Below are 20,996 nucleotides of genomic sequence, written 5' to 3' on the forward strand. Positions count from 1 at the left end.
AGGCTGTCCTTGCGGGAGCTGAAGGAAAAGCTGCGGGGTTCCGGCGCCGCTGATGGCGGCGGCTGTCGCGCTGGCCCCGTACTTCGGCGTGCCGGATGCTTTTGTGGAGCGGGCGTTCAGTAGGTGGGGCCGTAGGGGCTCCAGTGCCCGAGGAAGGGTTTCAGGTCGTCGGCCCGTGGGTTGGGAACGTCGGGCAGCCGGGGCGGTGTGTTCAGTGGGTCGAGGCGCTCCACGGCGGCTGCTGCCCAGCTGATCCATGCTTCGGCTTCGGTTCTGGTCTGCCCCGGTGACATGGCCTCGACTCGTGTGCGTACCGCGCTCACGTACTCGGTCAGTCGGGTGGCATGGCGCCATGCCGCTTCCTGGGTTTCTAGGTGCCTCAGGCGGTACGTCTCCGCGTACCGGATGCGGGCCTGTTCCATGGCGGCTTCCCAGCGGATGCGCTTCTGGCGTGCCGCTTCGGCCTCGTCCTGGCGTCTGCGTTCGGCGGCTTCGCCGCGAAGCGTGACCTCCTGTGCGATCTCGGCGAGCTGCTCTTCGAGGGGACGGCCGGGAGCGTCGGCCCACTCGCTCGCCCGGTGTGGCTGGCCGCCGCTGACGATGAAGCGGAGGCGTTCGGACGGGGTGTAGTCGAAGCGGGGGATTCTGACCCAGGAGTACTTCTTGGCCTCGGCGAGTTCCTTCTCGGTGGCGACGTGCTCGGTCCGGTCCTGCTCCTGGAGGACGAGAAACCCCACTGGCTGGCCCTGTGCGGTGATGGTGAAGTGAGGATGTGCCCTGCGGCGGCGATGAGACGGGGGTGCGAAGCCGGTCTGCCCGGCCGAGCAGGTGTGTCCTTCGGCCTCGGCAGCGGTGATCAGTGCCTGGATGAGTCGGAGAGCGCGTCCTTGGACGGGCTTGGTCAGGCCGAGCGGCTGGCGTTCGTTCTGCATGGCCCGGACCACGGCGTGCGGCCGAGCGAGCCGCGAGGGCACGGGGACGGGTTCGAGGACGGCAAGACGCCAGGCGGGGATGTCGACGAGCTTGATCTCGTACCCGTCACGGCACCAGCTTCCGTACAGCTCCTTCGTCTCCGGAACTCTTCCGGACCTGCGTGCCGCGGCGACGCGGGACGGCCACTTTTCCAGCTCGGGACCGCTACCGCTCTTGACGATCCTGCCGCCGGCCTCCGCGAGTTCTTGCAACAGCTGCTCTGTGAACGTTAAGCGAGGCTGTGATGGAGTGGGTGGCTTCCGCTCGGCAGCCGGAGTCGCATGCGCTCCGGTGGACTGGGGGCGTGGAGCGGCGGCCTGGGTGTTCCGCGGGCGTGATCCGCGGGGAGGGTACGTGCCGTGTGCCAGGTAGTGCCGGCCGGCGCTCGTCAGGGCGACGCTCCACTGCCCGGCCTTCCGGGAGACCGTGACCAGGCCCCGGTTGTGCAGTGCCTGGCAGGTGGTCTTGTAGGAGCTGGTCTCCCATACGCCGGCAGGGCACCCGGCTTCCACCCACTGCAACGCCGAGAGTTGCCGCTCATTGACCCGCCGTTCCAATGGTCCCCCTTCCACTCGAAGTGACGTACGACGGCGGCATGGTGCCAGTTCCGTTGGCAGGCGACCGGTGCTTCGACTCGATTCGTCCGAACGAGCGGGCTGACGTGGCTGCAAGCCGGATAGACGGAGAACGGTAGGTGGGTGCTGTCCTGCGGCGGGGTCTGACTCCTGAGATGCCTGACCGGAAGTGTCCTGCTCACACTGTGTCGACCACCGGCCGGGGGGCGGTGCGTTGCTGGTCTCGGGCTGACCGGGCGTGTCTCGATAGGGGCCTGCCAGAAAGGCGTCATCACGATTCTGACCGTCCGCACGGCCCGGTGCCGGCTAGCGATAAGCCGTCGGTCTGAAAGGGAACGAACGTGACCGGCACACCATCCGCTTCGCGTCCTCGTCGACGCCGGCCGACGGCGGAGGTGGTCCTGGGAGTGGACACCCATCGGGATGCCCATGTGGCCGCTGTGCTCTCCCTGGTGGGGGAAGTGATCGGCACCGCAGAGTTCCCGGCCACCGCGGCTGGATACCGAGACCTGTTGGGCTGGGCGAGGGGAACGGGTACGGTGCGGCGGGCCGGAGTGGAAGGTACCGGTTCCTTCGGGGCGGCCCTGTCCCGCTACCTGCTGGCCCAGGGCGTGGACGTTTTCGATGTGAACCGGTTCGACCGGGCCGACCGCCGTCGGCGCGGCAAGTCCGACCCGCTCGATGCCGAGAACGCGGCCCGGGCGGTGCTGAGCGGGCGAGCGCGCGCCCAGGCCAAGACTGGCGACGGGCCGGTGGAGATCGCCCGGATGTACAAACTGGCCAAGGACTCGGCGGTCAAGGCCCGCACCCAGGCGATCAACCAACTCAAGGCCGTCCTCATCCGTGCCGATCCGCAGCTGAGAGAGGAACTTGCCGAGCTGGGCAATGCAGAACTCTTCCGCACCTGCGCACGGCTCGTCGACGACAGCCTGAACGACGAGGCCGACGAGGAAGCGGTGCTCCACGCCACCCACGTCACGCTGTGTCTCCTGGCACGGCGCATCAGTCAGCTCAGCGAAGAGATCCAGGACCTGGAAGGCCGCCTGACTCGGTTGGTGGAACGCCACGCTCCGCAGCTGCTCGATGTGGTGGGCATCGGTCCGGACACGGCCGTCACTTTGCTGATCACGGTCGGAGACAACCCGGAACGCCTGGGCAGTGAGGCGTCCTTCGCGGCGCTGTGCGGGGTCAGCCCGGTCGAGCGTTCGTCGGGCAGTCGGCAGTACCGTCGCCTCAACCGCGGCGGCGACCGGCAAGCGAACGCGGCCCTGCACCGGATCGTGCAGACTCGCCTGCGCGTCGACCCGCGCACCCAGGAGTACTACGAGCGCCGCAGCAAGGAGGGTAAGACCCGGCGCGAGATAGTCCGAAGCCTCAAGCGCTATGCGGCCCGGGAGGTCTTCCACCTGGTCAGACCAGTGCAGTCGTCACCTCCGTTATAGGGGCAGTGCGAAGCAGTGAAGCCCATCCGGGAACCAGCCCCCGACGGGGCTTCTGCTCGGAGCCCTGGGACGAAGCCCCGCCGGAGCGCTCCGGCGGGGCTTCGCCGTGATCTCGACTGTGCTTGCGCGCATGACCGCGTTCGGCTCCGCACACAGTGCGCGCTCCTGCGATGCTCGCGGGACGCTGGATTTGCGATTGCGCCCATCTGGGAGGGGAGCCGTAAGACGACGCAGCCGCGCCGGGAAGCCGACGGGGTTGTTCCAGCCGCTGGGTCTCACCGTCACTTCAGCCGGGCACCGGGAAAAGGCGCTGGAGTACGGCAAGGGCATCTGGATGCGTTACAGCTGCCGACTCATGCAAGCGGTTCGACGGGATTGCCTCCTGGTTCAGACAGGGCGGCGAGATTATCTACCGTCGGCGCCGGTGCGTCATGCTCGGGCGCTGCTGATACGGGCTCGCCGCAGTGGCGCTCCTGCTCGGCGGAGACTGGCGAGCGCTTGCCGGTAGGAGGCGATCAGTCCGGTTTCCAGATAGTCGACTCCCAAGTCCTGGCAGTAGTGGCGGACGATGGGCCGGGCCCTGCGCAGGTGGGGGCTGGGCATGCTGGGGAACAGGTGGTGTTCGATCTGGTGGTTCAGGCCGCCCAGGGCGAGGTCGGTGAACCAGCTGCCGCGTACGTTGCGTGCGGTGAGGACCTGCCGGCGCAGGAAGTCGGGGCGGTCGTTGCCGGTCAGGGTCGGCATGCCCTTGTGGTTGGGGGCGAAGAGGCAGCCGAGGTCGAGGCCGAACAGGCCCTGGTGGACGGCCAGGAACGCGATCGCCATGCCGGGCGGGAGGACGAGGAACAGTGCGGTCAGGTAGGCGGCGGTGTGCCCGTAGAGCAGCGTGCCGTCCAGGGCGCGGTTCTTCAGGGTGCGGTTGCCCAGTGCTCGCGCGCTGGAGACATGAAGGTTGACCCCTTCGAGCAGGAGCAGGGGAAAGAAGAGGAACGCCTGCCGACGGCCGATGATCCTCGGCAGTCCGGTCGCGGCGCGGGCCTGGTCCTGGGACCACACCAGCAGGTCCGGGGCGATGTCGGGGTCGAGGTCCTCGTGGTTGGGGTTGGCGTGGTGGCGGGTGTGTTTGTCCTGCCACCATCCGTAGCCCATCCGATCGCGGCCCCGGCGATGCGGCCGGCCGTCTCGCTGGGCCGGCGCCGGCGGAAGACCTGGCGGTGCGCGACGTCGTGGGCGAGCAGAGCCACCTGCCCGAACATCACGGCGAGGAACGCGGCGAGCGCCAGGGTCCACCACCCGGCGCCGATGACGACGAACGCGCTCCAGCCCCCGGCGTAGGCGACGGCCACGACGATGGACCGGACGGTGTAGTAGCCGGGGCGCCGGTTCATCAGGCCGGCCTCGGCGATCTTCTTCGACAGGCGGGCGAAATCACTGCCACCTGCGGGGGGAGGCGGGCGACGGCGCGGGGTATGCGTGGTCATGGTCTCGGAGTGTCCTTCCCGGCTGACGGGCCGCATCCGGTCGTGCGGTGTACGCCGGATGCGATGCGGCGGCCGGGTACCCACATCCCTGCCTTCGGACCGGCACCCGATGCTCGTCGGTCGGAGCTCCGGATGTCGCGGGCTTTGACGTAAGGCCCCCACGGAGGGTGGCTGCTGTCGATGAACCTGCCGCGCTGGCAATCGGGGCGAAGCGGCATGACAGGGGTATAAGACACTAGCCTCGGGCCATGGTGACGCGTACCCGGCTGTATCACGACGGCACTCTGGTCCTGGAGGGCTTTCCCGCCAGTGACGTCTCTGCGCATCTCGCTGATCCGGCATCGGTCCTGTGGCTGGACCTGCACCGGCCCGGAGCCGCTGAACTCACCATGCTCGGTCAGGAGTTCGGCATCCACGAACTGGCTCTGGAGGATGCCGCTCACCATGGACAGCGGCCGAAACTCGACCGCTATCGCACCCACGAGTTCCTCAGCGCCTACGCCGTGACCGTCAGCCCGGACGGTGGGCAACTGACGTACAGCGAGATCGCCGTATTCCTCACCAGCCAGGCCATGATCACCGTCCGCAAGGACGACGGCCTCGACATCGAGGACGTCGTCGCCCGCTGGGACGAGAGCCCGGACTTGGCCGGCCACGGCGTCGGATTCCTGCTGCACGGTCTGCTCGACCATCTCGTGGACGGACACTTCGCCGCGGTCCAGCAGTTGGACGACAGCGTCGAGGAGCTGGAGGGTCTGCTCTTCGCGGCCGGGCGCCGTGAGATCGAAGCCGTGCAGCGCCGGGTTTTCGCACTGCGTAAGTCGCTCGTCCAGCTGCGCCGCGTCGTGCTCCCGATGCGTGAGGTGGTCAACACCCTCATGCGCCCCGGCCTGCACCTGATCAACGACCCTCTCGCCCCGTACTACCAGGACGTCTACGACCACGTGCTGCGTGCCACCGAGTGGACGGAATCACTGCGGGACCTGGTGGCCTCGGTCATGGAGACGAACCTCTCGGTCCAGGCCAACAGCATGAACCTGATCATGAAGAAGGTGACGAGCTGGGCCGCGATCATCGCCGTACCCACCGCGATCACCGGCTACTACGGCCAAAACCTCCCCTATCCCGGTTTCGGCCGCGAGTCGGGATTCATCACCTCCGCCGCCGTCATCGTGCTCCTGTCCGCATTGCTGTATCTGACGTTCAAGCGCAAGGACTGGCTCTGACCGGCATCGGCACCGGCGACCAGGTCCCGAAGGCAGGAAACTGCCTGGTCATCCCGGGCTTTTCGGACCGGTGGGCGGAGTAGTGTGAAGACACCGGGAGTTCTTCGCGCACCGGCTCCGCTGCGGGTGCCGTTCCCGGTGATCGACAGCGCCGGGCCGGACCCACGAGCCCGGGGACGGGTCCGCGCCATGGCCGTGACCATTGACCGTACGACATCGAGCACATGTGCGCCGCCGCAGCCGGCCCGGCTGTCCCTGACGCCCGCGCCGGGCGGGCTGGACGGTATGTGGTGGCCTCGCTCCCGTGCCTTCACCCGTGAGCTGCCGTCGTTGACGGCCGCATTGGGTGATCTCTGGGGTCGTATCACGGGTGTCACTGTGCACCCGGCCTACTGGCCCGTCCTGCCGCATTGGGTGTCCTACGCCGGCCGCACCGTGCAGGTGGGCTGGTCCACCGAGGAGCAGGATCCCCACAGACTCACTCTTTTCTCCGCTGACGGCCGCCGGGACGTGCTGGTGATTCCGCCGGAAACCGGTGCGGATGCCGCCGCGCAGTTGATGGTCGGCGACGGCGTCGATGCCTCGGCCCGGGAGCAAGCAGCAGACGGGATCGATGCACGAAACAGGGAAGAAGCCTGGGAGGCCGACGGCGGAGCAGGTCGACCGTCGTCCCGGCCCCGGACCATCGGCTCGGCAGGGCCTTCGCCCGCCGGTCGGCGGAGGTGAGATCCCATGCTCGTCATCGCCGCGGGCGTGCTGCTCGTCCTGATCGCCGTCGGAGTCGTTCTGATCCACCAGCTCAATGGTCAGCACGCCGAACGGATCGCTGCCTTCCACTACAGCGATGTTCTGCCGGGGATCGGGCGTCGGACCCGGAGACACCGTCGGTCGGCGGTGGACGCGACCGTTCCGACGCGCCCCACCGCGACGGTGACCGCGGATGACATCGACTTCGGCCCGACCGTGGGCGGTAGAGGAAGGCGCGTCATGGCGATGTTGCGAGACCGAAAGACGTACCGCGAAAGGATCATGCAGGCTCTGTACCAAGCCGCCGAGGGCAATCGCCTCCTGGGCGTCGATGGGGCGAAGCTCCGCACGGACCTGGGTATCCCTGAGCAGGACATGGCCGCTGCCTGTATGTACCTGGCGGGTGAAGGCTGGGTCGTCGTGGACTGGGAGAGGGGCAACACGCCCGCGATGATCACGCTGACGCACCAGGGGATCCGGCAGATGGAGACGGAAGAAGAGGGGCGTGGTTGAGCCGCCGCGGCGGCTTCTCGGACCGGAGTGAACCCTCGCAAGGATTGCTTATGACGGATTAATCCCTTTGGCGTAACGTGGGAAGCGGGTCGGCGCACGCTCACGTGCAATGACCCGGAAGGGCGGCTCCGGCGGGTATACGCCGGAGCCGTTGCCTGTTTCCGCAACCGCGCCTGCGGCGAAGCGCTCGCGGGAGCGTCGTGCGGAGTACCGTGAGGTAGCAGGGTCGTATCGTGGTCGCACGCCCTGCGGTCGCACTGCTCTCTACGGACGGGCGGACACCATGACCGACTGCGACACCCCCGACCACCTCCCCAGGCTCCTGCCGGACGCCGTCCACCGGTCGGTGAAACCCGGGACGGCCCTGCTGAGGCTGGAGACCACACACGCACGCGAGGGAATCCTGGACGGTGCCTGGTGGCCACGGTCCCGGGACATCGGTGCCGAGCTTCCCTCGCTGATCTCCGCGTTGACCGAGCATCTCGGGCCTGTCACCCGGGTCGGTCTGGACGGCAGCGCCTGGGACGAACTGCCGACCCGGGTGATGGTCGACGACCGGGTCGTGCACATCGACTCCTTCCCGGTCGGTGACGACACCGTCCTCATCACCCGAGGCGAAGGGGACCTTTTCTCTCTGTTGCTGGTCCCTCCGGACACGTCGCCCGACGCGGCACGCGCCGCGATGGCCAGGGCCGTACGGGCCGAAAACGTCACCGAGGCCAGGCAGATCCTCATCGAAACGGGCAGCGACACGCCACCTACGCCGGCCTGACACGTCCGTCGCAGATCGACTCCCCACCCGGCCTGGACGCTAGATGCGGGCGAACTCCTCCGTCTGCTGGGCGAATTCCCGGGCCATGGCAGCGCTGACCGTGGGCTTGGTGTCGCAGATCGTGTCCAGGTAGTCGTCGGTGGTGGGGGTGGTCCGGGTTCCGGTGTCGAAGGTGCGCTCGAACTGGGCCTGGGAGACGGTACGCGCCGCGTGGGCGATGTCGGCGGGGGTGAACCCCTCGCTGGCGGACGCGAGTACCGCGCTGTCGGCCCGCGCGCCCGCTCGGGCCAGGTAGCTCTCCCACAGTGCGGTCCTGGCGGTGTGGTCGGGAGGGCCGATCGGCAGCACGTAGTCGAAGCGGCCGTGCCGCAGGAACGCGGAGTCGAGCGTGGTCACGTTGTTCGTGGCGCAGACGAGCAGCCGTCCGTCCTGGCTTCGGAACCGGACGATCGCCTTGAGCAGTTCGTTGACGACGCCGACAGCGGTCGCGTCCGCGCCGCCGCGTTCGCCGGCGACCTCCTCGACCTCGTCGATGAAGACGAGGACGTGGTCGAGCCGGGCGATCTCGTCGAAGCGCCGGTTCAGCCCGGTCGCCAGGCCGTACTCGGCGGCCAGACGGGCGGGGAACAGTTCGAGGAAGGGCCATCCCAGGCGGCTGGCGATCGCGTGCGCGAACGTGCTCTTGCCGGTCCCGGGCGGGCCGAACAGCATCACCGCCCGTGGCGGTTCCACTCCGTGCTGGGCGGCCAGTTCGGGATGGGCCAGCGGCAGGACCAGGCGCCGCTCGATGAGCTGCTTCTCCCGTTGCATGCCCGCGACCTTCTGCCAGAGCCCCCCTGGCGGCAGCTCCGCTCCGAGCGAGGACAGCGTGCCGGCCGACTGCGGGGTCACCGGTCCGCGTTTCTCGAAGAAGACCAGCCCGGGGCGGGCGCCGAAGTCGCAATTGCGCAGGGCGGTGGCACCGGTCTCGCCCTCGGGCAGGGCGGCGTGCACCGCGCGGACGCCGGCGGCGAAGACGCGTTGCTCAAGGGCGGTGATCAGGGCACTGCCCAGCCCGCGCTGCCGCCAGGTGGGCGCCATGCAGATGCGCAGGATCCATGCCCGTTCGCCCTCCACCCTGCTCACCGCGGCGCCGATCAGCACGTCGTCGGCCGTGGCCACCACGGCCGGGTGGCGGGTCTGGAGGGCCGTCACGGCGTCCGAGAGTGGGAAGAGCGGCGGCTCCTCGGTCGTGCCGCTCTGCATGTCGACACGGATCACCGCTTCGAGATCGTCCTGGGTGTAGTCCCTGACCCGCCAACCCGTCATGATCAGCTCCGCGTGTTCGGCCGTACCCCCATCATCAGCCGGTGCCCGGAGGATGCGCGCGACAGGCGACGGTCACGAATCCTCCCTGGTGCCACGGATCGCTCGGGCCGTAGTCGGCTTCACGCCGCGGTGCCGGGCGCGCTGCCTGCCGGGCTGAGGGACGTGTGGGTGCGGCCGGTGCCGGCCGGTGGCGCTGCCGCGGCGGGTGCGGCGGCAGCAGTTTCCCGGGCGAGGAAGGAGCCGAGCTCGCCGATCGTGCTCATGAGGGGGGCCGGGAAGACGACGGTGGTGTTCTGGTCGACACCGATCTCCACCAGGCTCTGGAGATTGCGCAGTTGAAGCGCCAGGGGGTGGGCCATCATGGTGTCCGAGGCGTCGCCGAGCGCGGCTGCGGCCAGGGACTCGCCCTCCGCGTTGATGATCTTCGCTCGCTTCTCCCGCTCGGCCTCGGCCTGGCGGGCCATGGCGCGCTTCATGGTGTCGGGCAGCTGGATGTCCTTGAGCTCGACCAGGGTGACCTGCACACCCCAGTCGACGGTGGTGACGTCCAGGATCTGGCGGATGTCCAGGTTGATGCGGTCCGTCTCCGACAGTGTCTCGTCGAGCGTGTGCCGGCCGACGACCTTCCGCAGGGTGGTCTGGGCGATCTGGTTGATCGCCGCGTTGACGTTCTCCACGGCGACGACCGACTTCACGGCGTCGACGACCCGGAAGTAGGCGACCGCCGACACGTCCACGCTCACGTTGTCCCGGGTGATGATGCCCTGGGACTGGATCGGCATGGTGACGACCCGCAGCGACACCCGGTGCAGGGTGTCGACGAACGGGATGATGAACCGCAGTCCCGGGGAGCGTGTTCCGACGAGTCGGCCGAAGCGGAACAGCACTCCCTTCTCGTACTGCTTGACGACCTTCACGGACAGGGCGAGGGCCAGGACGGCCAGAAGACCGATCACGACGATGAGAACGATCAGGGCTTGCATGTACTGCTCCTCGGGACGAGGACCACGTGGGGCGGGGATCCGCCGGTCGAGACCCCTGCATGTGCCTGCGCCGGCTCGCGGAGGCAGGGCCGAAACCCGGGAAGGCACCGGTCGTGGCGGCCGTCTCACATGCCGATGACCAGGCGACTGGCGCGATCCGTCCGTGCCGGAACGGCCGCTGAGGCGGGGCCGTCCTCCCCGTACTTCCCTGCCTCGTCGGGTTCGAGTGGCCGGTCGGCGGCGGAGACGGCGTGCCGGGTCTCGTCCGCGGCCATGAGAGCGCTTGCGGTTAGCGGTGGGCCGTCGTAGTCGGACGCGGCCGCCATCAGGCGGGCCGCCGACTTCGTCTCGGTCTCGGGTGGGATGACCAGCAGGTCCCAGCGGCCGGTGCCGTAGGAGAGCAGCAGCAGCTTGTGCGGGTCGATCTCCGGGGTGAACCATCCGGCCTTGACGACATGACCGCCCACGGGGATCTCGTGCGGGATGACCGGCCAGTACGTCGGGTTGACGGCGATGCGGGTGATGCGGCCCCACAGAGGGTCCAGCACATCGGTCAGCGCGGGCAGCTCGCTCAGCAGGTCCCGGGAGCGGGGCCACCAGGCACCGTCCAGGAGGCCGCGCGACGGGCCGTCGGTCTTCAGCGCGAGACGCGCGGCCGGGGCTGCGACGGGCTCGTGGTGTGGCAGGGCTTGGTGCAAGGTCGCCGACATGATGCGGACCCGTCTCCGGGCCGCCTTGGCGGCGACCCGGGTTTCGTCTCTCGCCGGGAACGACCCGGCGTGGAAGCCGGTGTGCGAAATGCCCTCGGTGCTGTCCACGGTACTCCGCACACGCCGGGGCGGTTGTGGAGACGCCGCCGCATTCGGTGAAGCGGCTGTCGATACCGGCGGCAGTGGGCCGAGGGCGCCGGGGCCCTTCGTATGCCGGCTCCCGGACCGGTCTCACGCCCGACGGCCCGCATGCCCCGGCCCAGCACTCCCCTGGCTCTGTGACGTGTGTCGTTCCGTTCAGCCCGTCACTCCCCGCCAGTCCGCCGGGCCTCGGCGAGGAGTATCCTGGTGATTACCGAGAGCATCTCGTACACCGGCTTCCACGCCGGGTCGTTCTCGGCGATTCATGGCAACCGGGCCGGCCGTGACCGGCCCGGGGTTGGGTCCGCGTCATGACCGCGACCATTCCGTTCACACCCGCAGTCGGAGACCGGGCCCCTTCTTCGTCACCGCTCCGACTCACGCTGGCGCGGGCCGGCGCCCCTCCGGCCCTGATCGACGGTGCCTGGTGGCCCCGTTCGCGCAACCTGACGGAGGAGCTCCCGGCGCTCGTCGAATGTCTCGACCCGCTGTGGGGGCGGATCACCCGGATAGCGGTGAGCCGCACGTTGTGGCCGGTCATCCCGGGTGAAGTGCCCGCGCACGGCCACATGGTGCGCGTCGGCTGGTCCAACGCCGGGCAGGACCCGCACAAGCTGTTGCTGCTGTCCCACACCTTCGGCCGCTGGGACCTGCTGGTGATCCCACCGGAGACAGCCCCTGCCACCGCAGCCCGGCTCATGGCCACGGCCACCGACCCGTCGCGGAGCCTCACGGCGACCGGCCTGATCCATGAGGCCGAACGTTTCCGGGCCGCGGCAGAGGCAGCGGCCGACTCGGACTCGCTCCGGGAGGCGGTCTGGGACTCCGAAGGCGGACACGACGCCCCCCACCCCGCCTCACGCACTCCTGACGGACCGGTCACCCGTCACGTGCCCACCGCGGCAGCAGGAGTGTGAGAGATCGGCGGTGGGGGAAAGGCTGCGTGCCGTCGGCCTTTCCTTGGGGGTGGGAGGCCGGCTCACTCCGGGGGGGGCGAGGTCGTCGGTGGCGCTCCCGCGCCATTCGATCAGCAGGAGCGTCGCATCGTCCGTCGTGATCCCGCCCCGCGCCCGTTGCAGCGTGTGGGAGAGGGAGCGCGCCACCGTCCGGATCTGCTGGGCCGTGGGCTCAAGGCGGTTCACCCACCCGATGAGCTGCTCCTCACTGAATTCCTCACCGCCGACATCGCGCTCCTCTATCAGTCCGTCGGTGAAGCACAGGATCCGGTCGCCGGGGATGAGAGCCACTTCACTGATCCGGGGCTCGTGACCGCCGAAGCCGACGGGCAGCGTCGTCGGGCCCTGCAGCCGTCGTACGACACGGTGTCCACGGATCAACAGAGGAGCGGGATGTCCGGCGTTGACCCACTGAAGCCTGCCCGTTGCCGTGTTGAGCCGCATCATCTGAGCGGTCACGAAGTGGTCGGGGCCGAACTGATCGGCGACGGCCCGGTCCATGAACGTATAGATCTCCGACAGGCCGACGCTGATGCGCCGGGCATGCCGGTAGGCTCCGATGACCACCGTGGCCATCGTGGCGGCGTCCAGTCCGTGGCCCATCGCGTCGACCATGGCCACATGCAGGACATCGCCGTTGAGGGCGTAGTCGAAGCTGTCGCCGGCCACGTCGTAGGCGGGTTCCAGCATCCCGGCCAGCTCGACCCGGGGCGTGGACATCGCCAGCGGTGGCAGCAGCGACCACTGGATCTCCGCCGCCACACTCATCGGTTCTCTGCGGCGCAGCCGGAAGAACAGATCGGTGTAACCGTGCTTGGTCACCAGCATGTCGGCCACGAGTGAGGCGAGCCTGCGCAGCAGCCGTCGCTCGTCGTCCTGGAGACGGTCCAGGGTGACGGCCATGACGCCCACCTGGTCGCCACCGTCCAGCAGGGGCAGATAGACCCGCACACCGTCGGCCTGCGAAACCTCGACGGGACGCGCTTCCCGGAAGGCGCGTCCGGCGTCGGAGCCGTCGATCGGCTGCGGTTCCCCGGCCGCCAGCCCGTCGCCCGGCAGGGGGACGAGCCACACCTGGCCGTAGTCCTGCAGGAAGATAGAGGTCTCGCGGCCGTCGAGCCTGCTGATCTGCCGTGCGACGAGCGGACCGAGCTGGTGCGGCGGCAACTCGTGCCCCTGGTCCAGCAGGACTCCCAGAAACTCCTCCCCGAAGTGCTCCGACCGGGTGGAGCCTTCCGCGGGTCCTTGCCGCTCACCGCCCGTCATCGCCGTGGCCCCGGGGGACGTTCGGGCGGATCCTCACGAAGGTGCTGTGCATACGAACTCCCGACGGAGACTCACCGGCCGACGCGGTGGGGAACTTCCGCCCGGACCGTGGGGGCCGATCCACCGACTCCCCAACGAGTCGGCCGTGCGCTCGTGCGGCGAGGACCGGCACAACGGCCACCGGGCGCCCCGCGTCCGAGCCGCGGCGGCTGGCCGGCACCGGCGGCGGCCTCAGGCGGATCGACCTCTTCGCCGTCGTCGTCCGCCGCCGCGAACATCTTGGTGGGGTCCGCGCCGTCTGCCGGCCTGCCCGCAGCATGGATGACTGCCCTGCAGGGCAGTGATCCCGCCTACCAGTAGTGGCGTCGGCCGGCGACGGCGTGTCCCATCGCGCCGAGGATCCACAGGATGGCTCCGACGACCAGCAGGATGATCCCGATGGTCCACAGGATGGACAGGCCGGTGAGGAAGCCGACGACGAGCAGAATGACGCCCAGGATGATCATGATGTCTCCTTCGGGGGGGTGGTGCCGGCGCGCCCGCGAACTGCTATGGGCCGCAAGGGCGTCGGCGGGAACGGCCGATCTCCTCCTTACTCCACACGGTGTGGTCCGTGGCGGCTGACCTGTAGGCGGACCTCGGCGGGCATGTCGATGAGGCCGGTGGACCGACGCGCGGTGCCGATCGGGCCTTCGCACAGGGCACCGAGAGTGGCGCCGGGCGTGCCCTCGGGGGTGAGGGTGAGGTCAATGCGGGTGCGGTGGCGGGCCGGTCGGCCGGTGATGACTACGGCCGCATGGCCTACCCCTGGCAGGGCACCGGCTTCGTTCGCGATCGCTTCGCTGAGTGCGCGGTCGCGCAGTTCGACGCCTTCCTGCGGGGGTGTGCCGCCGACGGGCAGTGAGCCGGGGCGGTGTCGGCTCAGCTGGGCGAGCAGCCACCACAGGGCGAGCAGGGCGGTGAGGACGAGGGCGGCGATGACCGCGGGCCACCACCACCAGCCCTGGCTGCTCCAGCGTGCCCGGTCGGCGGAGCCGAGCAGGACGTCGGCCGGGTTGGTCAGGGGCCAGCCGGCGGGTGGGGCCAGATCGTGCCGCCGGTAGAGGTCGAGCCCGGCGAAGAGGATGAGCAGTCCGCCGCCGAGGAAAACCAGTCCGGCGAGGGCCAGCAGGGTGCGGTTGAGGGCGGATCGCGGCGTCATGGCGGGCTCCGGTGCTCCGGGTTTGTGTCAGCGGGTGCGTCGCCGCGTCCGTACGGCGATGCGGGGAGGACGGGCGAGGGCGAGCCGGTCGCGCTCCTCGTCGAGGACGGCGGTGAGGTCGTCCTTCACCTGTCGGGGGTCTCGGAAGCGGACGTCCGCGCGGGCTTTGATGCGGTGGCGGCCCACCATGACGTGCGCCGCGCCGACTCCGGGGACCCGCATGGCGGCGTCGCGCAGCAGGACGGCGGCGCTGTTGCGGTCCACGAAGGCCCGCAATCGCGGGCAGCCGGCGGGTGAGCGCAGGGGCAGCCAGCGTCGCTGACCGGGGGTGAGGGCCAGGACGATCAGCCAGACGCCGACGGCGGCGGCCACGGCGGCCCCCGTCAGCATCCACACGTCGTCCACCGGGCGGGTCGCCAGTTCGTCGGCCAGGTGCCGCCGCCAGGCCGAGGCCGGACGTCCCGCCCGTACGGCGATGACGTCGACGAGCGTCGCGACCGCGGCCACGAGGATCACCGCGGCGACCAGCGCCGCCGGGATGCGGCGCGCGGACCACTTGCGACGGGTTCGGTGCCCTCCTTCGCGCTCACCGGCTGTGAGGTCCGAGGTGGACACGTCGCGTTCGGGAGGGTCGGGCTCCTTCGCCAGGGGCACCGCGGCAGGGTGCGTGGTCGACTCGGAGCCGCGGCCCGGGGGACGTGGACCGGATGTCATCGCGATCGCCCTTCCTGCACGGCGTGCCCGATGACCCGGGCCGCCCGGCCGCTCACCGGACCCGCCCCCGGCTCGAGTCGGTGGCGGTCACCAGCCGCCGGACGGTGAGGAGGACCTCTCCCACTCGCAGCCCGGTCAGCTGGGCGACCCGTTCGGCGACGTCCCGCTGGATCCGCTCGCAGACACGGGGGATGTCGGTGGGGTAGGGCAGGTCCATGGTCAGATGCAGGCGCACCGATCCGGTACGGACGGCGGCGGAGGCGTGGGGTGCCGCCGGTCCGCCGCGGTCGGGTGGTACGGCGGCGCGCCGGGACTGGGCCGTGCGTGCGGCCTGGGCGGCGATACGGGCGACCACCCTGTCGGGGATGACGGTGGCGCCCCGCTCGGCCGGGGGCGGCAGCCCGGCGGCCGGCGCCGGCGGGCCCGACCCCTCGCCAGGGGAACCGGGCCGGGTCTTCACCGCTGCCTCCGTGTCCGGAGGTCCAGGTCGCCCTGTACGACGAGGCCGACGATCAGCCCCGCCGCACCGAGGACCAGCACCAGCAGAAAGGCCCAGAAGCCGCCGAAGTAGCCGGCGAAGCCGAGGGCCATGCCGGCCGCGAGTCCCGTCGTTGCTGTGTTCATCTCGCACTCACCCGTCTCGCGAGCGTCCCTCTCGCCGTGATCATCCGCTCGGGCCCGAGGACACGGCGGTGCTCCTGGCAGCGGTCACCTCACGCGGCCCTCGTTCGGTCCGGTCTGTTCCTCCTCGTCGTCGGGCAGGTGGACGTCGTCGACGGCGATGTTCACCTCGACGACCTCCAGGCCCGTCATCCGCTCCACGGCGCTGATGACGTTGGTGCGTACGCCGCCCGCGACGTCGACGATGGAGACGCCGTACTCGACGACGACGTCCAGGTCCACCGCGGCCTGCCGTTCCCCGACCTCGACCTTGACGCCGCGGGTGACCGCTCCGCCTCCGCCTGCGCCGGGGACGTGTTCCCGCATGGCGCCGAAGGCGCGGGCCATCCCGGCGCCCAGGCTGTGGATGCCCGGTACCTCGCGGGCGGCCATGCCCGCGATCTTGGCCACCACACCGTCCGCGATGGTGGTCCTGCCCCGTGTCTCGGCCGGAGCCCCGGCCCCGGTGCGGCCCTTGAGCGCGCTCACGCCCGCTTCGGGCCGGCTGCCCCCGCCGACGCTGGTGATGTTGTCCGTCATGGCGGTCGCCTCGATCGGTCGGCCGGACACCGGAATGGTGCCCGTCGAACGTTGGACATACCGGGCGGCACAATCCTCACGCGTCTGGCATGTGATGTGCGTCACAACTCGTATCAGGGGTACACGATCGTTCCGAGCCTGCGTGGGAGCGTCATGATCGAACGCACTGCTTCCCCACGACTGGGGTGCGACCTGCCCGACCGCCTGCTGGCGGTACGGGCGGCCGAGGGAGACGAGGACTCCTTCGCCGTTCTCGTCCAGCGGCACAGCCGGTCCCTGCTGACCCTGGCCCGTTGCATGCTGGGCAACCCCCAGGACGCCGAGGAGGCCGTTCAGGACGCCTTCGTCAGCGCCTGGCGCCACCTGCCGGAATACCGCCACAGGGCGGAGTTCCACACCTGGATGTACCGGATCACCGTCAACCGCTGCCAGACCATGTGCCACCGACGGCCGCCGCCTCTTTCCCTGGACACCGTCGCCGAACCCGCGGCGGGCGACGCGTGGAGCCAGCCCGCCCGGACCGCCGAGGAGGACGCGGCCATGGCCGCCCTGTTCCGCGCGCTCGCCGAGCTGGACGCCGGACAGCGGGTCTGCTGGATCCTGAGGGAGGTGCAGGGCCTGCCCTACAAGGAGATAGCGCACGTGACGCGTACCGACGAGCAGACGGTACGCGGCAGACTGTTCAGGGCACGCCGATCCCTGCAGGAGGCGATGGGCTCATGGCGCTAGACGACCCGCACACGCGGCCTCCCGAACCGCCCGGAGCCGGCGGGCCCCGCAACGGCTGGGCCGCCGCCGACGTGCCCCCGATCGCAGGCGATGAGGTACTGCCCTGCGGCCGCCTGCTCAGCCGGGTCTGGGAACAGGCGCGGGACGCACCACCGGCCGCGGACCCGCACCCGGTGTCCTGTCCATACTGCCGAGAGGCGGTCGAGGGACTGGCCACGGTGAACGCGGCCGCCCGGACGCTGCGCGACGAGGACCCTCCGGGCCTGCACGCACTCGCCGACCGGGTCATGGACGTCGTCAGGGCAGAGGTCCGGTTCGGGCGGCTGCTGCCCCTGGCCGACCCCGACCGGGACCTGCGGATCGCCGAGAGCGCCGCGGCCAAGGTGCTGAGGCGGGCCGCGGACACGGTCCCCGGTGCCAGGGCCGCGACCTGCCGGCTCGTACACGAGGGCAACGGCACCGACGTGCGGGTGACCATGACCCTGGCCGCCGCCCTCGACCGCCCGCTGCCCGACCGGGTCCACCAGGTACGCCGATCGGTCCTCCACTCGGCCGGACAGGACCTGGGGCTCACGGTGACAGCCGTCGACATCACCGTGGCCGACGTACTGGAACCGGGACCGACCCTCGGTCCCCGCCTCCCGACGGGCGGTGGCGCATGATGACCGCCACCGGCACCACCGCGCTCCCCGGCGTCGCGGCCGAGGCAGCCCTCGCGGTTCCTGGCGTGGCCGCCCTGCAGCCCCGCCTCGCCCGGCGCCTCGCGGCAGCCGCCGCGCCCACCCGGGCGGACACCACGCCACCCGAGGCCGGCATACGCGCCGACCGGGCGCCGGACGGGTCGGGATGGCACATCGAGGTGCGCTGCGTCCTGACGGAGGGTCGGCGGGCGCTGGACATCGCCCGAATCGTCCACGACCGGGTGACAGCCGCCCTCGTCACCCACCTCGCCACCCACGGTGCCGCGGAGCCGGTCACCGTCGCGGTCACGGTGACCGGTATCGCCGCCTGGCGCGACGCGGCATGAGCGGCGGCGCGGGCACAGGCCCCACGAACCGTCGTTCGGCAAGCTGGTTTCCCAGGGCGGAAGCGGCCGCGGGGCCACCAGGCGGGCAGGTGGTCGCCATGGACGAGGATGACGCGGACGCGGCGCTGCGAGCGGCGCTCGACCAGCTGGCGTTCGCCACCCGGAGCGCGGCGGCGCTGTCGAGCACGCTGGACGCGGTCGAGGGGCTCAGACGGGTGTGCCGCGTGCTGGTGCCGGGACTGGCGGACTGGTCCGCGGCCGATCTGATGGACGAGGACGGCGCCGTCGAGCGGGTCTGGGTCTCGCACCGTGACCCCAATGCCGCTCTGCCCGGCCTGACGGGACCGTTGCCGCCGGTGCCGGAGACGGTGACGGGCCCGCTGTCCCGGGTGCTTTGCGGCGCCGGCCCGCTGCTGTTGTCGGCCGGGCGGCTGCCGACCGCGCAGGAGGCGTCCGATCCGTTGCAGCACATCGCGGCAGGCATTCGGGTGCGGGGGACTCGGGAGGGGGACCCGGAGGTGGGCCGCGTTCAGCAGCGCATCCATGGGGCCGGCTCGACTCAGGCTCCTCCGGTTCAGCCAACGAGCCGGGGGAGCCGCTGACGTGACCGCAGTGACGGCGCCCCGCGATGGCGCCCATGGCCCCGCCGTTGGTGTGGCGGGTGGCGACGGGGAGTTCCATGCACGATCTGTGCCATCGTGACCCGGGAGGTGCTCTCATCCCGCGGGAGCGCTGCCCGCTGTTGTGGGCGCTGGCCGAGAGGCGTGCGGCACGCGGGGACGACGACAGGTGCCTGCGTGGTGACGGACGGCTGGTCCCGACGTGACGTGCTCGGTCAGACTCTGGAGGTGGACGAGGCCCTCGCCCGGTTGAGCCGCAGCCTTGCTCCCCGCCTCACGGACCGGGCCGCGGTGGACCTGCGGGTCGGCTCCCGTCCGGCTCGGGCGACAAGTAGCCCTGGCCGCTTTCAGGGCCCTGTCCGCAGTTTCGTGAATCCCCAGGCCAGCGGGGGGAACGACGGGCACAGCGCCCACGGCGCGGTGAGGTTCTGTTCGGTAAAAAGGCGTTCCGGAGCAGCCACCCTGGCGCCCGCGTACGGCCATCTGGTCGTGTCGGTGCCCGCCAGGCGCAACAAGTCGAAGGCGACGTGGGCGGGCCACTGCTCGGCGAGCCGGGCAGCGCCGGCACCGCGCCGCTGGAGGCGACCCTGGTTCGCTTGAAGGCGAGCCTGCTGGATTTCCCGTACGACCAGCTCGCCGTCCAGGGCCGTCGCGTCGGCAGCTGGACCGTGCCCGGAACGAACCTCGGGGAAGGAGGGTGCGAGGTTCCTGTCCCTGCGCGAGCGCAACACCAAACGCCCGGCATCCAGAGAGAGCAGCGCTCTCCAGCGATCGTTCTCCAGACTCTGGCGTGTCTCCTAAGACATGGGCCCGTCGAGCCGCTTTTGTACAGAGCAGCCGTGGCGGCCCCGTCCGCGGGCGAACGCCGGAGCGTGACTGTTCACGGATTGACGCTCACTGCGGTTATTACCAAGCTGGTGGGGGGTTGCGGAAGGGACTGCGGTCGTGAGCGGTGGACAAAGTGGGCTCACCCGATTGCTGACAGCAGCGGAGACAGCGGCGCCGGCGGACGCCGTCGACGTGATCGCGGAGGACCTGCGGCGGCGTTTCGAGGCCACTAAGGTCTCTTTCCTCATCGTGGACCTGACGGGGAAGGCGGTGGCTCGGCTGTCCACCGCTCCCACTCAAGGTGGGCGGCAGGCCGAGCGGGTTCCCCTGTTCGGCAGTGTCTACGAGGAGGTGATCCGTACCCAGCGCCTGTATCAGGACGCGACCGGCGAGGGGCAGCGGGTGATCGTGCCCGTCACCAACCGCGGGGATGCGATCGGGCTGCTGGAACTGCTCCTGCCGACCGGCCCTGGCGAGGACGTGCTCGACGCAGTCGGGGAAGCCGCCCACATCCTGGCCTACATCGTGATCGCCAACGGCCGCTTCACCGATCTCTACACCTGGGGCAAACGCTCCAAGCCGGCCACCCTGGCAGCTGAAATCCAGTACCAGCTGCTGCCCCTGTCGCTGTCGTGCGAGGCCGCACAGTTCACCCTGTGCGGGAACCTGGAGCCCTCCGAGGACCTCAGCGGCGACACCTTCGACTACACCGTGGACCGCGACACCTTGCACGTGTCGGTGACCGATCCCATGGGCCACGACATGGATTCCGCCCTGGCCGCCACGGTCCTGGTGGGCGCCCTGCGCGGTGCCCGCCGGGCGGGCACCGGCCTGGGCGAACAGGCCCACCGGGCAGACCAGGCACTGATCGAACACGGCCACGGTCATGCCACCGGGCAGCTCCTGCGCATCAATCTCCATACCGGGCGGGCCCAATTCGTCAACGCCGGTCATCCCTGGCCGCTGCGCATGCGCGACGGGGCTGTGGAGACGATCACCTGCGAGGTGGACCATCCCTTCGGGCTGTCTGAGCTGACTCCCCACCCGTACCGTGTGCAGGACCTCGACCTGCGGCCCGGTGACCGTCTGCTCATGTTCACCGACGGCATGCTCGAACGTCACGGAGAGAAGGTCGATCTGCCCGCCCTGCTGGGGTGCACCCGGAATCTGCACCCGAGGGAGACCGCGCTGGCGCTGACGTCCGCGGTCCGGGACGCCGCCGACGGCCGGCTCGAAGACGATGCCACCGCCGTCTGCCTGGACTGGCACGGCCCCCAGGAGACCCAGCGGCACGTCAGCAGCGGCGCAGACACCCGGCAAGCCTCAGCCGCACGCACGAAGGACCAGTCGTGACCTGGGTGAACGGTGCCAACGCGAATGAGACATCACGAGGTGTCTGGAGAACCGTCCCACTTCTCCTCGGCGGCCCACCCATCGGGCGGCGCCGGGTCGGTGACGGGGGCCGCGAGCATCGGGTCCGGCAGCGCCCACATGCGCCATGCCTTCCACGCGGGCGCCCCTTCGTGCGGTGCTGCTGTTCCCCGTTACTCGAGTAGACCGAGTTCCCAAGCACTCGCCGGTGCCT

At 70.3% G+C, this 20,996-nt stretch carries 23 protein-coding genes and 1 pseudogene; 11 read left to right on the plus strand and 13 right to left on the minus strand.

The genetic code is table 11. From position 1 onward, the window contains the following. Positions 1–116 precede the first annotated feature (116 nt). Positions 117–1,184: a hypothetical protein gene (locus tag Q2K21_RS12285; protein WP_310769896.1), complete on the minus strand. Its 1,068-nt coding sequence runs from the start codon at positions 1,182–1,184 to the stop codon at positions 117–119. 704 nt (positions 1,185–1,888) lie between these two features. Between Q2K21_RS12285 and Q2K21_RS12290 the strand changes: the two genes are divergently transcribed. Continuing rightward, positions 1,889–2,989 carry an IS110 family RNA-guided transposase gene (locus Q2K21_RS12290; protein WP_449343596.1) on the plus strand — a complete coding sequence of 367 codons (1,101 nt, stop codon included), beginning with the start codon at positions 1,889–1,891 and terminating at the stop codon, positions 2,987–2,989. A gap of 429 nt (positions 2,990–3,418) precedes the next feature. On the opposite strand, the pseudogene Q2K21_RS12295 reads toward Q2K21_RS12290, so the two are convergent. Continuing rightward, positions 3,419–4,470 (minus strand): annotated as a pseudogene (locus Q2K21_RS12295) (fatty acid desaturase family protein). Positions 4,471–4,718: 248 nt separating this feature from the next. On the opposite strand from Q2K21_RS12295, the gene Q2K21_RS12300 reads away from it, so the two are divergent. From Q2K21_RS12300 to Q2K21_RS12315, 4 genes are all read left to right on the plus strand, one after another. Next, complete coding sequence (locus Q2K21_RS12300; protein ID WP_310769899.1) at positions 4,719–5,696, plus strand: magnesium transporter CorA family protein; 978 nt, start codon at positions 4,719–4,721, stop codon at positions 5,694–5,696. Between the two features lie 189 nt (positions 5,697–5,885). Next, on the plus strand, positions 5,886–6,422 hold the full coding sequence (locus Q2K21_RS12305) for a DUF5994 family protein (RefSeq protein ID WP_310769900.1): 537 nt from the start codon (positions 5,886–5,888) through the stop codon (positions 6,420–6,422). 261 nt (positions 6,423–6,683) lie between these two features. After that, the gene (locus Q2K21_RS12310; protein WP_067247669.1) at positions 6,684–6,956 is read left to right on the plus strand and encodes a hypothetical protein; all 273 of its coding nucleotides are present in this window, start codon (positions 6,684–6,686) and stop codon (positions 6,954–6,956) included. Between the two features lie 283 nt (positions 6,957–7,239). After that, positions 7,240–7,728 carry a DUF5994 family protein gene (locus tag Q2K21_RS12315; protein ID WP_310769903.1) on the plus strand — a complete coding sequence of 163 codons (489 nt, stop codon included), beginning with the start codon at positions 7,240–7,242 and terminating at the stop codon, positions 7,726–7,728. Positions 7,729–7,767: 39 nt separating this feature from the next. On the opposite strand, the gene Q2K21_RS12320 is transcribed toward Q2K21_RS12315, so the two are convergent. The 3 genes from Q2K21_RS12320 to Q2K21_RS12330 all read right to left on the minus strand — a co-directional run bounded on the left by Q2K21_RS12320 (position 7,768) and on the right by Q2K21_RS12330 (position 10,837). Next, the gene (locus tag Q2K21_RS12320) at positions 7,768–9,036 is read right to left on the minus strand and encodes an ATP-binding protein (RefSeq protein WP_158926413.1); all 1,269 of its coding nucleotides are present in this window, start codon (positions 9,034–9,036) and stop codon (positions 7,768–7,770) included. A gap of 119 nt (positions 9,037–9,155) precedes the next feature. Further along, a complete protein-coding gene (locus Q2K21_RS12325; protein ID WP_310769905.1) occupies positions 9,156–10,019 on the minus strand; it encodes a slipin family protein in 864 nt (287 codons plus the stop codon). A gap of 125 nt (positions 10,020–10,144) precedes the next feature. Then, entirely contained in the window at positions 10,145–10,837 is a 693-nt protein-coding gene (locus Q2K21_RS12330) for a DUF5994 family protein (RefSeq protein WP_310769907.1), read from the minus strand. A gap of 344 nt (positions 10,838–11,181) precedes the next feature. Between Q2K21_RS12330 and Q2K21_RS12335 the strand changes: the two genes are divergently transcribed. Next, positions 11,182–11,787, plus strand: coding sequence for a DUF5994 family protein (locus tag Q2K21_RS12335; RefSeq protein WP_055707165.1), 606 nt, complete (start codon positions 11,182–11,184; stop codon positions 11,785–11,787). On the opposite strand, the gene Q2K21_RS12340 is transcribed toward Q2K21_RS12335, so the two are convergent. From Q2K21_RS12340 to Q2K21_RS12370, 7 genes are all read right to left on the minus strand, one after another. Further along, positions 11,728–13,092: a PP2C family protein-serine/threonine phosphatase gene (locus Q2K21_RS12340; protein ID WP_310769911.1), complete on the minus strand. Its 1,365-nt coding sequence runs from the start codon at positions 13,090–13,092 to the stop codon at positions 11,728–11,730. The genes Q2K21_RS12335 and Q2K21_RS12340 overlap by 60 nt on opposite strands. Before the next feature lie 350 nt (positions 13,093–13,442). Continuing rightward, positions 13,443–13,598, minus strand: a complete 156-nt coding sequence (locus tag Q2K21_RS12345) for a DUF6131 family protein (protein WP_099054839.1) — start codon at positions 13,596–13,598, stop codon at positions 13,443–13,445. Between the two features lie 86 nt (positions 13,599–13,684). Then, the gene (locus Q2K21_RS12350; RefSeq protein ID WP_310769917.1) at positions 13,685–14,293 is read right to left on the minus strand and encodes an alkaline shock response membrane anchor protein AmaP; all 609 of its coding nucleotides are present in this window, start codon (positions 14,291–14,293) and stop codon (positions 13,685–13,687) included. 27 nt (positions 14,294–14,320) lie between these two features. Continuing rightward, the gene (locus Q2K21_RS12355) at positions 14,321–14,947 is read right to left on the minus strand and encodes a DUF6286 domain-containing protein (protein WP_310769919.1); all 627 of its coding nucleotides are present in this window, start codon (positions 14,945–14,947) and stop codon (positions 14,321–14,323) included. A 112-nt stretch (positions 14,948–15,059) separates the two neighbouring features. Next, the gene (locus Q2K21_RS12360) at positions 15,060–15,467 is read right to left on the minus strand and encodes an Asp23/Gls24 family envelope stress response protein (RefSeq protein ID WP_189304760.1); all 408 of its coding nucleotides are present in this window, start codon (positions 15,465–15,467) and stop codon (positions 15,060–15,062) included. Next, entirely contained in the window at positions 15,464–15,631 is a 168-nt protein-coding gene (locus Q2K21_RS12365) for a hypothetical protein (protein WP_030645371.1), read from the minus strand. The genes Q2K21_RS12360 and Q2K21_RS12365 overlap by 4 nt, the downstream gene beginning before the upstream one ends. Positions 15,632–15,715: 84 nt before the next feature. After that, positions 15,716–16,207, minus strand: coding sequence for an Asp23/Gls24 family envelope stress response protein (locus Q2K21_RS12370; protein WP_310769923.1), 492 nt, complete (start codon positions 16,205–16,207; stop codon positions 15,716–15,718). Positions 16,208–16,360: 153 nt separating this feature from the next. Here Q2K21_RS12370 and Q2K21_RS12375 point away from each other — a divergent pair, with 153 nt between their 5' ends. From Q2K21_RS12375 to Q2K21_RS12390, 4 genes are all read left to right on the plus strand, one after another. Continuing rightward, positions 16,361–16,936, plus strand: a complete 576-nt coding sequence (locus Q2K21_RS12375; RefSeq protein WP_171151366.1) for an RNA polymerase sigma factor — start codon at positions 16,361–16,363, stop codon at positions 16,934–16,936. Further along, on the plus strand, positions 16,927–17,598 hold the full coding sequence (locus tag Q2K21_RS12380; protein WP_310769926.1) for a hypothetical protein: 672 nt from the start codon (positions 16,927–16,929) through the stop codon (positions 17,596–17,598). Before Q2K21_RS12375 ends, Q2K21_RS12380 begins: the two co-directional genes overlap by 10 nt. Further along, positions 17,595–17,963 (plus strand): hypothetical protein, encoded by a 369-nt coding sequence (locus Q2K21_RS12385; RefSeq protein WP_310769928.1) that lies wholly within the window; start codon positions 17,595–17,597, stop codon positions 17,961–17,963. Before Q2K21_RS12380 ends, Q2K21_RS12385 begins: the two co-directional genes overlap by 4 nt. Before the next feature lie 98 nt (positions 17,964–18,061). Then, positions 18,062–18,565 carry a hypothetical protein gene (locus Q2K21_RS12390; RefSeq protein WP_310769930.1) on the plus strand — a complete coding sequence of 168 codons (504 nt, stop codon included), beginning with the start codon at positions 18,062–18,064 and terminating at the stop codon, positions 18,563–18,565. 365 nt (positions 18,566–18,930) lie between these two features. Here the strand turns inward: Q2K21_RS12390 and Q2K21_RS12395 are convergent, their stop codons facing one another. Beyond that, positions 18,931–19,311 carry a DNA ligase-like domain-containing protein gene (locus Q2K21_RS12395; protein WP_310769932.1) on the minus strand — a complete coding sequence of 127 codons (381 nt, stop codon included), beginning with the start codon at positions 19,309–19,311 and terminating at the stop codon, positions 18,931–18,933. Between the two features lie 247 nt (positions 19,312–19,558). Between Q2K21_RS12395 and Q2K21_RS12400 the strand changes: the two genes are divergently transcribed. After that, positions 19,559–20,764, plus strand: a complete 1,206-nt coding sequence (locus tag Q2K21_RS12400) for a PP2C family protein-serine/threonine phosphatase (RefSeq protein ID WP_067246241.1) — start codon at positions 19,559–19,561, stop codon at positions 20,762–20,764. Positions 20,765–20,996: the final 232 nt, after the last annotated feature.

The organism is Streptomyces sp. CGMCC 4.7035 (genome assembly GCF_031583065.1).
In the GTDB taxonomy this organism is placed as follows: Bacteria; Actinomycetota; Actinomycetes; order Streptomycetales; family Streptomycetaceae; genus Streptomyces; species Streptomyces yaanensis.